This window comes from Bacillus sp. SJS (genome assembly GCF_000732485.2).
GTDB classification, from domain to species: Bacteria; Bacillota; Bacilli; order Bacillales; family Bacillaceae; genus Metabacillus_B; species Metabacillus_B sediminis.
Map to the genome: position 1 here is coordinate 62,234 of NZ_JAQV02000018.1, position 14,200 is coordinate 76,433.

Sequence of the window (14,200 nt, forward strand, 5' to 3'; positions counted from 1 at the left end):
TGCAGTTAGCAGGCGTTCGCTTTCCACTCCAATCAGCAGGTGTTAAAAATCAACACCATACTTTAACATAGCCATTTACTAGATAAAGCCCTCCGGTTCAGGAGAGCTTCGCCTGTTAGGAAAGAACGTTGAATACCTTCTCGATTGCCCAGTCCAAATCCTCTTTAGAAATGGTAAGAGGAGGGGCAAAGCGGATGACAGTGTCATGAGTTTCTTTGCAAAGGAGTCCTTCCTCCTTCAGTTTTTCGCAATAAGGACGCGCTTCTTCATGTAGTTCAACGCCGATGAAAAGTCCCATGCCGCGTACTTCTTTAATAAGCGGGTTTTTAATCTCTCGTAATTTATCCTGGAAATAGTTTCCTAGTTCAAGAGACCGGTCAGCAAGCTTTTCGTCGATCAATACGTCAAGAGCTGCGATGGAGACTGCGCATGCAAGCGGATTGCCTCCAAACGTAGAGCCGTGGGAACCTGGATTGAATACACCAAGAATGTCCTTATTCGCGGCAACACATGAAATCGGGAAAACCCCTCCGCCTAATGCTTTTCCGAGAATATACATATCCGGCTCGATTTGTTCCCAATTACACGTGAACATTTTTCCTGAACGGCCAAGGCCGCACTGAATTTCATCTGCCACAAACAAAACGTTGCTTTCTTTGCAGATCTGCAGCGCTTTCGTAAGGAAGCCCTCTTCCGGAATATTGATTCCAGCTTCGCCTTGAATCGGCTCAATAATAAAGGCCGCCGTATTCGGAGTGATGGCTGCTTCAAGAGCATCCAAATCGCCGTAAGGAATAACCTTGATTCCCGGAAGCATCGGTCCGAACCCGCGCTTGTATTCCTCGCTTGAGGACATGGAAACTGCAGCCATTGTCCGGCCGTGGAAATTATCTTCGCAAACGATGATCTCAGCTTGATCTGTAACGACGCCTTTTACATCATATGCCCAGCGGCGTGCTGTTTTAACAGCTGTTTCGACCGCTTCCGCTCCTGTATTCATTGGCAGAACCATATCTTTTCCAGTAAGCTGAGCTACTTTCTCATACCAGGGTCCCAGCTGATCATTATGGAAGGCGCGGGATGTAAGAGTAATGCGGTCAGCCTGATCCTTAAGCGCCTGAATGATTTTCGGATGGCGGTGCCCCTGGTTAACAGCAGAATAAGCACTTAGCATGTCCATATATTTATTGCCTTCAGGATCCTCTACCCAAACACCTTCTGCTTTTGATATGACGATTGGAAGCGGATGGTAGTTGTTGGCTCCAAATTTTTCGGTTTGTTCAATTACATGTGAAGTTTTAGTTGTCATGAGTTTCCCTCCGTTTTGTAAGAATAGAAGTTATACCGCTTTCAATAATTAGAAAATTCCTATCTATCTATACAATATCTCAGTAGTAGCCAGATGACAATAGAGGCAATTTTCCAGCATCTAAAGCCATTCAGCACAATTGAATAATTATAAGTGTGATCCAGCAGTTTTTGCAGATTTGCGGTGCTTGCAGCGAATATTTATCCATTTAGCACCGGTGGATTATTATAAAGAAAGGATGGGATGATCAATTACTGCTTTGCCAGGAAGATTCATGGTAAAATGAAAAGTGTAGAATTTTGACAAAACAGGGGGAGATTAGAATGATTCATTTGCATATCACATCTTGGATACTTGGACTTGTTTTATTTTTTGCGGCTTACTACTTACATAATTCCGGCAGCGCAAAGCCATTTAAAATCGTTCATATGATTTTAAGAGTGTTCTATATTCTGATTATTATTTCCGGGGTGACGGTCCTTTTAAGTGTATCGGTGCTGAATGCGGAATACATTATTAAAGGGCTTTCCGGACTATGGCTTATTGCTTCAATGGAAATGATCCTTGTGCGTTTAAAAAAGGGCAAGAATGTACGCGGATTTTGGATTCAATTGATCATTGCGCTTGTACTTGTCCTGCTGCTCGGGTGGCGTTTGCCTCTTGGTGTTCTTCATATGTAGAAGCCGAATTCAAAACAAAAAGTCTGCTCCTGCAAAATCCAGGGGCAGACTTTTTACTTTTTAAGCATTAAGATAGAACGCTTTCCATGACTGGTTGTAAATTCGAACCTGTCCAAAATTTGGTCTGTGGGCAGGCAATGATGCTGGACGCCGCATATGCTGTCTTCGTTATCGAATTGATAAAAAGAGGTGCAGGCGGTTTTTAATTTCTTATTCGTAAACAGCAGGTGATTATAACAGTAGATGCAATCATATATAGAGTATCCGAGCTGATTCAGTTCACCTGTAAACCGAATGAATGAATCATCGTCCAGTGAACGGAGTAATTGTTCAAAAGCAAATGGCAGTCTGCGTCGAATTCGAATCATGTGGCTGTCAGTTAAAAACAGTTCTTTAGATTCAATTTTAATTTTTCCCTCTGAAAGCCAGATTGCATGTGTCCATTTTCCATCGTTGAATACTTGCATTTCACTTAAATCCATTGTATCAACCAGTTTGCCTTCATCTGCGTCTTCCTCGAAAAACAGCCATTCTCCTTCAAAGGAGCAGATGTTCCCGGTCATACAGGACCGTTCCTGTGTATGGAGCAATTTTTTTCTTAATGAAGAAGCCACTTCGTTCCCTCCAAGAGCGTAATATCAATCCCGCACGAACAGGCAGTAAAAGTTCATCACTAGACTTTAAGAGAATAAACCGCCCGTAATAGGATGATTGGTTCCATTACCCAATAGCAAGGATCGTGAAAATCCCAGTGCAGAAAGTTCCCTATGTATTAACCGTTTTACCCTTATTCGGCTATCTTTATGCAACAAGTTCTTCATCAGGACAATTCAATCATTCATACACTGTGAATAGGATAGGTACATCGCAGAAGAAAACAGTGAAAATGTTTGGAGGAGATGACGGATATGTGCGGAATCACAGGTTGGGCTGATCAGAAAAATAGTCTTGCAGGGGAACGAAGCGTTGTATCGTCCATGACGGAAACTCTCTCGAAAAGAGGGCCGGATGACACGAATTTATGGTGGCAGCCAAATATTTGGTTTGGCCATAAACGGCTGACGGTAGTGGATCCCGCGAGCGGTGTCCAGCCGATGAGCAAGGAGAGGAACGGAAAAGAGTACACCATTTGCTACAACGGTGAGCTATATAATACAGAAGATATCCGCAAGGTTTTGCTCAGCAAAGGCTATACATTCAGAGGCCACTCTGATACAGAGGTTTTGCTTGCTTCCTACATGGAATGGGAGGAAGACTGTTTAGAGCATTTAAATGGGATTTTTGCCTTCGGTATTTGGGATACATCGAAAAACCGTCTTTTCCTTGCCAGGGACCGGATGGGGGTTAAACCGCTTTTTTACAGGTATGAAGACGGTGCGCTTCAATTCGGATCTGAATTGAAAGCGATTCTTGCCCACCCTGATGTGAAAGCTTCTATTAATAGGGAGGGGCTCTCGGAAATAATGGGACTTGGTCCATCGAGGACGCCCGGGCATGGGGTTTATGAAGGAATTAAAGAACTAAGACCTGCCCATGCACTTGTTTACAGCCGGGATGGATTGAAAACCTGGCGCTACTGGAACGTGAAAAGCAAGCCGCATACTGATTCTTTTGAGGAAACCGTAGAAAAAGTAAGATTCCTTCTGACTGACGCTGTTACCCGCCAGCTTGTATCCGATGTTCCGCTATGCACGTTTTTGTCGGGAGGACTCGATTCAAGTGCGATTACGGCCATTGCAGCGGAATCCTATAAGAAAGAAGGAAAAGGCCAGCTTCATACATTTTCTATCGATTACGAGGAAAATGAGAAATTTTTTAAAGCCAATGATTTTCAGCCAAATTCAGATGGTCCATGGATTCAAAAAATGACCGATACGTTTCATACGGAGCACCATCGCAGTGTGATTAGCCAGGAAACACTGGCGCATTTTTTAACAGAAGCCGTGGAGGTAAGGGATTTGCCTGGAATGGCGGATATTGATTCATCCCTTCTCTGGTTTTGCAGGGAAATTAAGCATGATTTTACAGTGGGACTCTCTGGAGAATGTGCAGATGAAATTTTTGGAGGATATCCATGGTTTCACCGGCCAGGAGAATCCGACGTGTTTCCATGGATGAGATCCACTGCGGCAAGAACGGATTTGCTCAATGATAAATGGAAAAACAAGCTCAATCTTGCTGAGTACGTGAAAGCAAGATTTGATGAGACCGTTGCTGAAACACCTGCACTTGAAGGAGAGAGTGAAACGGACGCGAAAAGGCGCGAGTTATTTTACTTAAATATGCTATGGTTTATGACCACTCTGCTTGATCGCAAGGACCGGATGAGCATGGGAGCAAGCCTTGAGGTGAGGGTACCGTTCGCTGATCACAGGCTCGTGGAATATGTGTGGAATATTCCATGGGAAATGAAAATGCACGGAGACCGGGAAAAGGGAATATTAAGAAAAGCACTGGAGGGTGTGCTGCCGGAAGAGGTTCTGTACCGAAAGAAAAGCCCGTATCCAAAAACATACCACCCTGCTTATACAAAAGCAGTCCGCAACCTGCTTGAAGACAGCTTGAAGCATAAGGATTCAATCCTGCACGAATTATTCCAAAGGGAGAAGCTCGACAGGCTGATTGAAACAAACGGGAGCGACTTTGGCACACCGTGGTTCGGCCAGCTGATGAGCGGTCCCCAGCTTCTTGCACACCTTGGGCAGATTCATGTATGGGCAGAGCGGTACAGAGTGAAAATTAACGTATAGATTCGATTGAAACGCCTTGCCGGTTTCTCAGCATGGCGTTTTTTTGTTTCAAAACCAGTTTTCTAATGAAAATTATTCCATATCTATAATCTTTAAAGGTACATTTACCTGAATGCACTCAATTGTGCAAGGGAATCATGGTACTGGATGGATATTCGTTGTGTTTTCCTTGTGTAATTCGTATAATATTTGTATAACTAATGTACAATTCAGGGGGACGACCCATAATGGCTAGGAAAATCATCGTAATCGGAGCAGGTCCAGGCGGAATGGCTGCCGCTCTTCAGCTGGCGGGAAAAGGCTATGACGTTCATGTTTACGAGAAGCAGAAATATATTGGAGGACGCAATTCTTCTTTTGAAATGAATGGGTTCACTTTTGACTTGGGGCCAACCTTTTTGAGTATGGTACACCTCGCAGAAGAAATCTTCGAAGAGTCCGGAAAGAATTTATATGATTATCTTGATCTTAAAGAGATTGATGATATGTATGAACTGATATTTGATGACAAGAGCCTCCATATGACACGGGATCCGGAGGAAATGAAGCGCAGAATAGAAGCGTTCGCTCCTGGAGACGGAAAAGGCTACATGGCCTTTATCAAGGATACGGAAAAAAAGATGGAACGGCTCACACCTATTTTACAAAACCGGATGGACCGCTTCCGCCATTACTTGAGCTGGAGAGTTCTGAGAGCGATTCCGAAATTGACGCTGACCAAAAGTCTGTATGATGTACTCTCCAAATACTTTCACGATGAGAGGGTGAAGCTTGCCTTTACCTTTCAGTCCAAGTATTTAGGCATGTCTCCGTGGGAATGCCCTGGTGCATTCTCGATTCTTTCTTATATGGAGCATGCGTATGGGGTTTATCATCCAATCGGCGGGGTGAATCAGCTTCCGAAAGCAATGGCTAAAGCTTTTGAAGAGCTTGGGGGGACAATCCATCTCGGCCAGGGAGTTGACAAGCTCATACTGGACGGCCGCAAAGTAAAAGGAGTAAAGCTCCAATCGGGTGAAGAAGTTCCGGCAGATGAAGTGGTGATTAACGGGGATTTCGGGCACGCAGTTACAAATTTAGTGGAAGAAGGATCTCTGAAAAAATATGCGAGAGAAAAGCTGGATAGGAAAAAGTTCTCGTGTTCTACTTTTATGATCTATCTTGGAGTAGATAAAAAATTCGATCTTCCGCATCATACGATTCTTTTTTCGGAAGACTACAAGAAATATGTAGAAGAAATAACAAAAAGCTATTCGCTGCCGGAGGACCTTTCCATCTACGTCCAGAACGCGAGCGTTACAGACCCGACCCTTGCTCCTGAAGGCAAATCTGCTCTTTATATCCTGGCCCCGGTTCCAAGCAACATGAGCGCCATCGACTGGGATAAAGAGAAGGGGGCATTTCGGGATCTCATGCTGAAAACCCTGCATGAGCGTACGGAATTTAAAGATCTGGAGATGCATATTGAAGAGGAAAGGATTCTTACTCCAAAAGATTGGGAGAACGAAATTTTCGTGTATAAGGGTGCAACTTTTAATCTGGCTCATAATTTGACTCAAATGATGGTCTTGAGACCTCACAATGAATTTGAAGAGCTCGATCACGCTTGGCTGGTAGGAGGCGGGACTCATCCGGGAAGCGGTCTTCCGACCATTCTGGAATCTGCAAGAATAACCGCCAATATGATTCATGAAAAGCATGGGGGAAAAACAGTTACCTACAAATCCGGGAAAAGAATGGGGAAAGCGCTATGAAGGCAGCAATAGCAGGCGGCGGCATTGGCGGCTTAATATCAGCATTATTGATGAAAAAGAACGGGTTTAATGTTACGATATTTGAAAAGAGTGACAGGCTGGGAGGCAGACTCGCCTACGTGAAAGAAGGAGAGTACAAGGTGGATGAGGGACCAACCATCGTTCTATTGCCTGAAATGCTTCAAAGCATCCTCCGGGAAGCAGGCATTTCCGATCAGGAGTATGAGCTTGTTTCGCTCGATCCTCTTTATAAACTCCATTTTGCTGACGGAAGCACCTACTCAAAATTTTCAGATTTCGAAAAACAGATGACAGAATTAAAGACGAATTTTCCAGGAGAAGAAGAGGGCTTCAGACGGTTCATGCAGGACATGGATACCCGATTCCGCCTTGGCCAGGATCAATTTCTTGAAAAAACGTTTGTGGACCGCCGCTCCTTTTGGACTCAGAACAACGTTCGGACCCTTATGAAATTGAAAGCGTACCGGAATGTTCACCAGTCTTTGAAGGCGTATTATTCGGATGAACGGCTAAGACAAGCCTACTCCCTTCAAACGCTGTATATTGGAGGGAATCCATATGATACACCAGCGATTTATTCGCTCGTTTCCTATAGTGAGCACAAACATGGTGTGTATTATATGAAAGGCGGATATGCACGGCTTGTTGAGGTGCTTGAAGAGGCCCTTATCCGAACAGGTGCAGTCATACAGAAAAATGCTCTTGTGCAATCCGTCAAGTCAAATGGTGTACGAGCTGAAGGCCTGTACGTAAATGGAGAATTCCATGAAGCAGATTACTTGATCATGAATGGGGATTTTCCTTCTGTATCCCATATGCTGGAGCCTCATACTCCAAAAAAAGACTATGTCCCGTCTTCGGGATGTTTGCTGCTGTACATGGGATTGGACAAAGTATATACCGAAGCAAATGTCCATCAGTTTTTCATGGGAGCGAATTTTCAGGAGCATATGCGCCAGATTTTCGTTTCAAAAGAAGTACCGTCTGATCCGTCGATCTATGCGTTCCATCCTTCCGTCATCGATCCAACCCTTGCTCCTGAAGGTAAAAGTGTTCTTTACGCTTTGATTCCTGTTCCATCGGGGGGCCATATTGACTGGGAGCAGCAAACCGAATTTACGGATACCATTATCCAGAAGCTTGAGGAAAGAGGGTTTCCGGGTTTAAGAAACCATATAGTCTGGAAGAAAATTAAGTCTCCGAATGACGCGAAAAGAGAAGGATTGTTCGAGGGAGGCAGCTTCGGACTTGCTCCATCCCTTTTCCAGTCTGGCGTATTCCGGCCCCAGGTTAAGCCTTCCAAATTGGAAAATGTGTATGCAGCAGGCGCTTCCATTCATCCTGGGGGAGGCATTCCGCTTGTCATGCAGGGAGCAAAAATGATGGTCTCCGTCTTAATGGAGGATGCAAACAAACATAAAGGGGTGAGCCTAAGTGGAAAAGCTGAAAGCAGCATACGCACAATGTGAAGAACTTATAAAGATTCATTCCAAATCCTTTCATAAAGCATTTTCTCTTCTCCCGGCAGAAAAGAAAAAAGCGGTCTGGGCCGTTTATGCCTTTTGCCGGACAGTGGATGACATTGTTGACGAGGGAGCGGAGCCCGAAAAAGAACTTCTTGCCTTTGAAGAAGATTTTAAACGCTTTTTAAATGGCGACCATGACCGCAGCCACTACATATGGCTCGCTCTCGAAGATACGTTCAGCCGTTTTGATATGGACGAAGAAGCATTCTGGGACATGATCAAAGGACAGCGGATGGATTTAACGAAGACACGATATGAAACATTAGAGGAAGTATTTCAATATTCCTACCATGTAGCGAGTACAGTCGGTCTCATGATTTTGCCGATTCTTGCACCAAGAAAAAAGAGCACGCTTCGGAATGGTGCGATCGCTCTTGGGATCGCGATGCAGCTGACAAATATACTAAGGGATATCGGAGAAGACCTGGATCGTGACCGCATTTATCTCCCGAAGGAAGTGCTGGACCAGTTTGGCTATACGAAAGCTGAATTGGAGTCCGGTGTCATTAATGAATCCTTCATATCTGTATGGGAGTATCTTGCGTTTGAAGCGGAAGCCTATTATGAGGAAGCAATGGACACAATTGATGAGTATCCTCTTCATTCCAGAACACCGGTTAAAGCAGCTGCTTTCTTCTATAAAGCGATCCTGAACAAGGTGCGCAGCAATAACTACAGGGTGTTCGGAGAGCGCAACTACGTTACACAGGATGAGAAAATCTCTATATTGTCACAAATGTAAAGGAAGCGTACAGGAGACGCTTCCTTTTCTGTGCTAAAATGAAAGGCATTAAACCGGGCATAGGAGGGATCATTCATGACCCACTATCACATAGCAAGCCGGGTGATTGCCGTGCTTCTTTTTTTTGCTGTGTATTATTTACATAACCATGGGAAGTTAAAGCTTTCGGCAAAATCATTCTTGTTCACCAGAAAAATAATGAATTCATTGCAGTTCAGCCTTATAAAAATAGTGAAGAAGGACCTGTACCGGATTGGTACGGGTTTTTTTGTGCGGAGAATATAGGGAGTGGAAAAAGAAGTTTGGCTGGAAAAGAGGGCGGAACGGCTGGAACCGTGTGGATATCGGCCGGAAAGAGAAGGTTACCGGCCGGAAAAAGATGGCGGCAGACTGGAAAGAAATAGAGACATATATACCGCTTTAGGTAATCTGTATGTTTCTGCTAGGATTCTATTTGCCGCTTGGAATTCATTTTTAATGTTTTTGTTCTGCTAACCGCTACTGACGAACTAAACGGTTATTAAAACAAAGGAATAATCAATCGAAAGACAGAATATGAAAATTTAAGAAGAATAAAGGGGGCTGCATAAATGATCCGCAATAAATCCAGCTGCTGATTTTGACCTTATTCGCGCGGTCCTCCCTAACCCTCCTAGCTAAAAAGGAAAAAAGGAGGGCAGATCATGAAAAATACGGGGAGACTGCTCGCAATTTCGATTTGCGAGGGACTGGTTTTTGCCTATGTAATTGAGCGGCTTTTTGCCGAGTCGCGGGGATTATCCGTTCTGGACATGCAAAACCTGATTGTATTTTACGCGGTAATCAGTGCATTGCTGGAAATACCGTGCGGAGCTTTAGCTGATATTTGGAAAAAGAAGTATGTGCTCGCAGCCGGTCTTTTTATCTGCTATTTCGAGTTTGTGGCTTCTATTTTTGCATATGATCTATTCGGGTTCAGCTTAGCTTACTTAGCAGCTGCAATTGGCGGTTCTCTAAAGTCAGGGGTCATGGAGTCTATTCTTTACATGTCATTGAAGGAACATGGCAGGGTAGAGGAGTATGTGAAGTGGAACGGCCGCTATCAATTTACAGGAAACGCTGTTCTTGGGTTTTCGGGAATAGCTGGAGGATACTTAGCTTATTATACATCGTATGAAATAACCTACTGGCTGTCTCTGATCAGCTTTCCGCTTTGTATCTATTATGCGCTCACTTTGGATGAACCCAAAAATGAGAGGGCAGATGAAAAACCAATCCGCAAAGATATTTGGATTCAACTTACAGCCGGGATCGCCTATACGTTAAAAAACAGGCACCTGCTGGTGATTCTGTTTGTCAGTGGTATTTCTGGCACTGTACTGCACAGTGAGCTTTATGAAATGAGCATGCTTGTCTATCCGGAGATCGGCATTTCGGTTATTTATTTCGGGTACATCAGTTTTGCTATTACCGGCTCAAGTGCAGCGGCTAATCTGCTGGCTAATGCCTATGAAAAACGGGGATTTGGATTGAAACCAGCTTTTGCTGCTGCGGCTCTCGCTGTATTCCTTTTTGGATTTGTAGAGCATTGGAGTGCCGTCCTGTTTGTTATGGCAGCAATTTCAATATTGGAATTGGCAAGCCCTATTCTATCCGGGATGCTTCAGAGCCGCGCAGCGGATGAGTTCAGGGTGACCATTTCGTCCATAGATGCATTTGTGTGCAATATCCTGAGCGTAGCAATCGGACTGGGGTTTGGCTATGCAGCGGAGTTCTATGGTGTTGGGATTGCTTTTCAGTTTTTATCTGTCACTTTGCTTTTGCTGCTCATTTTTAAGGTTGAACCTGAAACCAGCTGATTTTCGCTGCATGGTGCTTTAAGCCTTTCGCAAAAGTCTGCTTTTAAAACTTTTTCCCTCCCTCTCTGCAGCGTTTTTAAAAATTTGGATGTTGGTTGTCAGGCGTAAGATTATCCTTTGGCAGGCTGCGCAAAGCTTCAAGCGCCGCTTTGCGAATGCGGGGTCTCACGCCTTCCACTCCAATCAGCAGGTGTTACAAATCAACAGAGCCAAAATCAAAAAATAACCCAAGAGCACTTATACCTCGAGTGTTCTTGGGTTATGTATGTAAGCTCATTTCTAATTAGAGAGTAGATCTGTACCATATGAATGATCAATGGCACAAAGCCAGTCAGCATTTGAATTTTTCTTAAAGACATAGGTTGCCTTTCGCTCCATGGAAAATTCTGAGTCCTCTTTATCGGCGTCAAGCAGGGTTTGGGAGAGGACTAAGGCCGTGCCTCCCGCTTCCAGAATAATCATCTCCCCCTGTGTGGGCAAGATACTATTGTTGCAATCTCAATAAAGGCTTTTTTAATCTCTTTTTTATCCTGTGCAATTTTACCGGGCTTCACTACAAGAATGGCATCCTCCGTATAATCATTCATCAACGTATCAAAGTCTTCCTGTTTAATAGCAGCATCACATCTTTTGATGACATCTTTTAATTCATGTTCCACATTACCGCCTCTTGGATTCTCTCTTTGCAATCTCTTCAGCCACGTTCATACCGCTTATCGTTACCATCGGTGAACCGCCTCCCGGATGAGTACTTCCTCCTGCAAACGAAAGGTTTTGAATATCAGCAGGGAAGTTTCCCGGCCTCATAAAGGCATCCCACTTCTTATTGGCGGAAATGCCGTATAAAGCACCGCGGTAGGCGCCGAACCGGTCCTGAATATCGAGAGGTGTGAAAAGCTGTTCCTCCATTATTTTGCCGGAAAGTGAAACGCCGGCCTGCTCCAATTTTTCATAAATCAGAGACTTATAATCCTGAGGTGAAATCTGCAGCCTGCCATCCTGGTTGAGCGGAGGAGCGTTTACAAGGATAAATAGATTGCTTCCAGCAGCAGCCTGTGATGGATCTGAGAAGGAGGAATTGCTTATATAGATAGTTGGATCCTCACTGTAGTTCTGATTTTTGAAAAGCTCATCAAATTCTTTCCGGTAGTTTTTTGAAAAAAAGACGCTGTGATGAGCGAGTTTGTCTATTTTTCCTTCTATTCCAGCAAGGATTACAAACGCTGAAATGGAAGGCGAATATCCATTTCGTTTTTTATCGGTAAAATGAGGCCTTTCCGATTCGGCCACCAGCTCAGGAAAGGACTTAAGCAGATCCGCATTCAAGATAACCTCATCAGCTGTCAGCTCCTGGCCGTTTTCAAGCAGTACCGTATTAATGCGTTTATTCGAAATCTGCAGCTCCTGAACCTTTGTATTCATCATGAATTGGACACCCATTTCCTTGGCCAATTCATAAAAAGCTTCTGCAATCTTTGTATTTCCGCCTTTAATATAAAATACTCCCTGCACGAGCTCCAGATAAGCAATCATCGCAAACGTTGCCGGAGATTGATAGGGCGATGAACCGATATAGGTCGCATACCTGTTAAATGCCTGAATGACCTGTTCATTGCCAAAGTATCTTCTGAAAAAATGGTCCATCGTTTCAAGAGGGCGGACGCGCATGAATGCATAGCTGAGGCTTGGTGAGGTGTAATCCAGCACACTTTTAAACATTCTGGGGAAAAAGTGTTTTTCTGACAGTCCGTATAATCTTGTAATCTCAGAAATGAACCGGTCGTAATTCCTGTATCCCTTTGGATCCAGATTCCGGAGCTGCTGCTTCATAGCCGCTTTGTCACTGCTGAGGAAAAAGACGGTCCCATCCGGAAAACAATTTACCGTATGTTTTTGCAGCTTCACCATTTTCAAGTAATCTTGCATTTTTTTGCCGGCCTTATGAAAAACCTCTTCAAAAACCTGAGGCATTGTAATTGTATTCGGACCAAAATCAAAGTGGAAGGATCCGAGTTTCACCGGCATCATTTTTCCGCCCGGATGACTGTTTTTTTCGGCAACGGTAACGTCCCAGCCTTCACTGGCAAGGGTAATGGCTGCAGAAAGACCGCCAAGGCCCGCTCCGATCACTACGGCTTTTTTCATCGCTTTCCTTCTCCTTCAAAGAACGTTTAGAAAATCGTTTGTATCACGTGAAATGACTTTCCTTTTCAGCTCGTCAAGCCCAGCGGTAAACAGATCTTCAAGTATTCTTGTTTTTTCTTTCCGGCTGCCGCTCAAATCTAAATAGGAAATTGGCTCGCCGATGCCAATATATAGCTCCTGTTTCTTTTCGGATCCAAATGAATAGTAAAGGGCAATCGGCAGAATCGGTGTTTCCGGACTGATCTCAGCCATGGCTATGATTCCTGATAGAAATTCTAAAGGGCGCTGTTCAAGATGTCTTTCGTCTCCCTGTGGGAAAATGGCGACACTCTTTCCTTCTTTAAGGAGCGACCCTCCATATTTAACCGATTGAATAATATCTCTCGGGTTTTCACGGTTCACAGAAAACGCCCCGAGCCTGCGGAAGTAGGGGAAATCCTTAAGACCCTTCTCATGCATCATGATATTGAAATCCTGTCTAAGCACCGTCCTGTTTATATAATGAAGGACAAGACCATCCCACCAGGTGCTGTGATTTGCACACCACAGTGCATTCACGGGCAGGTTTTCTTCAGTATGTACATAGATTCCTTTAAAGTGATGTTTGAACAGCCTTTTTGTATATTGGGAAAATCCGAAATCAAACCACTTGCTTTTGCTGGCTTCGATCATGTGAACCCCTCTTTGCTGAGAAAATATAGCTTGCCAGTACGAGCACAGCAGGAACCATGGAGAAGCCGACAGCGAGCCAGAGAGAATGAAGGGCCGCCAGCAGTGCGAACATTAATAGAACTAAAAAGTACACAGCCGTAATCCGATTTTGCCATAGCGGAACGGGTGTGTAGCGCTCTTTTCCCGCCAGCCCAATAATCAAATGGAGAACAAACGCCGTAATGAACCATCCTGAAAAATTTGAAAACGGGATGTTGTAATAAAAACTTTCCGCTGTCCAAACCCAGTATTCCTTTACTTCAGCTGCGACCGGGTCGATGATTAAGTCAATCATTACTGCCAGCAGCCCGCCAATCGCACTGAAAACGATTATGGGAGCATGGGGGAAAAGGGCTTTTAAAATAGCATGTGAACCGCCAATCACCATGAGCCATGCAAAGCCGATCGCAACGGGAACGCCCAGAATTTGAGGACCGAAATCCTTTGTATAATAGTAGTCACCGAAAAGGATTCCGTATTCTACACCCAGATGCTCAGCGAAAATAGAAAGAAGGATGACCGTCAATGATAAGCCAATCCCCATTTTCGTGCCGTATGTATGAAGAAAATATACTCCTCCAAGAATTCCGGCTACTATGAGAAACACAACGTTGGCCCATTCCAGCCAAACAGGCAGAATGTCAAACCCAAGCAAAATAACACCGCAGCCGTACCAAATAAGAAAAAAAACATAAAGCCAATGATCCGCCTTCAAATTCTTCAC

The 14,200-nt window shown here is 44.2% G+C and carries 12 protein-coding genes and 1 pseudogene; 7 read left to right on the forward strand and 6 right to left on the reverse strand.

Translation table 11 applies throughout. From position 1 onward, the window contains the following. Nucleotides 1-115: 115 nt before the first annotated feature. Nucleotides 116-1,309: an ornithine--oxo-acid transaminase gene (locus tag AS29_RS10410; RefSeq protein WP_035413762.1), complete on the reverse strand. Its 1,194-nt coding sequence runs from the start codon at nt 1,307-1,309 to the stop codon at nt 116-118. A gap of 323 nt (nt 1,310-1,632) precedes the next feature. Between AS29_RS10410 and AS29_RS10415 the strand changes: the two genes are divergently transcribed. Then, on the forward strand, nt 1,633-1,989 hold the full coding sequence (locus tag AS29_RS10415) for a YisL family protein (protein WP_197491599.1): 357 nt from the start codon (nt 1,633-1,635) through the stop codon (nt 1,987-1,989). A gap of 53 nt (nt 1,990-2,042) precedes the next feature. On the opposite strand, the gene AS29_RS10420 is transcribed toward AS29_RS10415, so the two are convergent. After that, nucleotides 2,043-2,603 (reverse strand): DUF2777 family protein, encoded by a 561-nt coding sequence (locus AS29_RS10420; RefSeq protein WP_035413764.1) that lies wholly within the window; start codon nt 2,601-2,603, stop codon nt 2,043-2,045. Between the two features lie 294 nt (nt 2,604-2,897). Here AS29_RS10420 and asnB point away from each other — a divergent pair, with 294 nt between their 5' ends. From asnB to AS29_RS10455, 6 genes are all read left to right on the forward strand, one after another. Further along, nucleotides 2,898-4,739, forward strand: a complete 1,842-nt coding sequence (asnB, locus tag AS29_RS10425; protein WP_035413767.1) for an asparagine synthase (glutamine-hydrolyzing) — start codon at nt 2,898-2,900, stop codon at nt 4,737-4,739. A 227-nt stretch (nt 4,740-4,966) separates the two neighbouring features. Continuing rightward, complete coding sequence (locus tag AS29_RS10430) at nt 4,967-6,493, forward strand: phytoene desaturase family protein (protein WP_035413768.1); 1,527 nt, start codon at nt 4,967-4,969, stop codon at nt 6,491-6,493. Beyond that, nucleotides 6,490-7,983: a phytoene desaturase family protein gene (locus AS29_RS10435; RefSeq protein ID WP_035413769.1), complete on the forward strand. Its 1,494-nt coding sequence runs from the start codon at nt 6,490-6,492 to the stop codon at nt 7,981-7,983. The genes AS29_RS10430 and AS29_RS10435 overlap by 4 nt, the downstream gene beginning before the upstream one ends. Continuing rightward, nucleotides 7,949-8,782 carry a phytoene/squalene synthase family protein gene (locus tag AS29_RS10440; protein WP_035413771.1) on the forward strand — a complete coding sequence of 278 codons (834 nt, stop codon included), beginning with the start codon at nt 7,949-7,951 and terminating at the stop codon, nt 8,780-8,782. Before AS29_RS10435 ends, AS29_RS10440 begins: the two co-directional genes overlap by 35 nt. Nucleotides 8,783-9,035: 253 nt before the next feature. Continuing rightward, the gene (locus tag AS29_RS10450; protein WP_156505927.1) at nt 9,036-9,206 is read left to right on the forward strand and encodes a hypothetical protein; all 171 of its coding nucleotides are present in this window, start codon (nt 9,036-9,038) and stop codon (nt 9,204-9,206) included. A gap of 259 nt (nt 9,207-9,465) precedes the next feature. Then, nucleotides 9,466-10,620, forward strand: a complete 1,155-nt coding sequence (locus tag AS29_RS10455) for an MFS transporter (protein WP_035410641.1) — start codon at nt 9,466-9,468, stop codon at nt 10,618-10,620. Nucleotides 10,621-10,899: 279 nt separating this feature from the next. On the opposite strand, the pseudogene AS29_RS10460 reads toward AS29_RS10455, so the two are convergent. From AS29_RS10460 to AS29_RS10475, 4 genes and pseudogenes are all read right to left on the reverse strand, one after another. After that, nucleotides 10,900-11,279: pseudogene (locus AS29_RS10460) on the reverse strand (YybH family protein). A gap of 1 nt (nt 11,280) precedes the next feature. Beyond that, entirely contained in the window at nt 11,281-12,765 is a 1,485-nt protein-coding gene (locus tag AS29_RS10465; RefSeq protein WP_035410644.1) for a phytoene desaturase family protein, read from the reverse strand. A gap of 15 nt (nt 12,766-12,780) precedes the next feature. After that, on the reverse strand, nt 12,781-13,437 hold the full coding sequence (locus tag AS29_RS10470; RefSeq protein WP_035410646.1) for a lysophospholipid acyltransferase family protein: 657 nt from the start codon (nt 13,435-13,437) through the stop codon (nt 12,781-12,783). Further along, nucleotides 13,406-14,191 (reverse strand): carotenoid biosynthesis protein, encoded by a 786-nt coding sequence (locus AS29_RS10475; RefSeq protein WP_035410648.1) that lies wholly within the window; start codon nt 14,189-14,191, stop codon nt 13,406-13,408. Before AS29_RS10475 ends, AS29_RS10470 begins: the two co-directional genes overlap by 32 nt. Between the last annotated feature and the right edge of the window lie 9 nt (nt 14,192-14,200).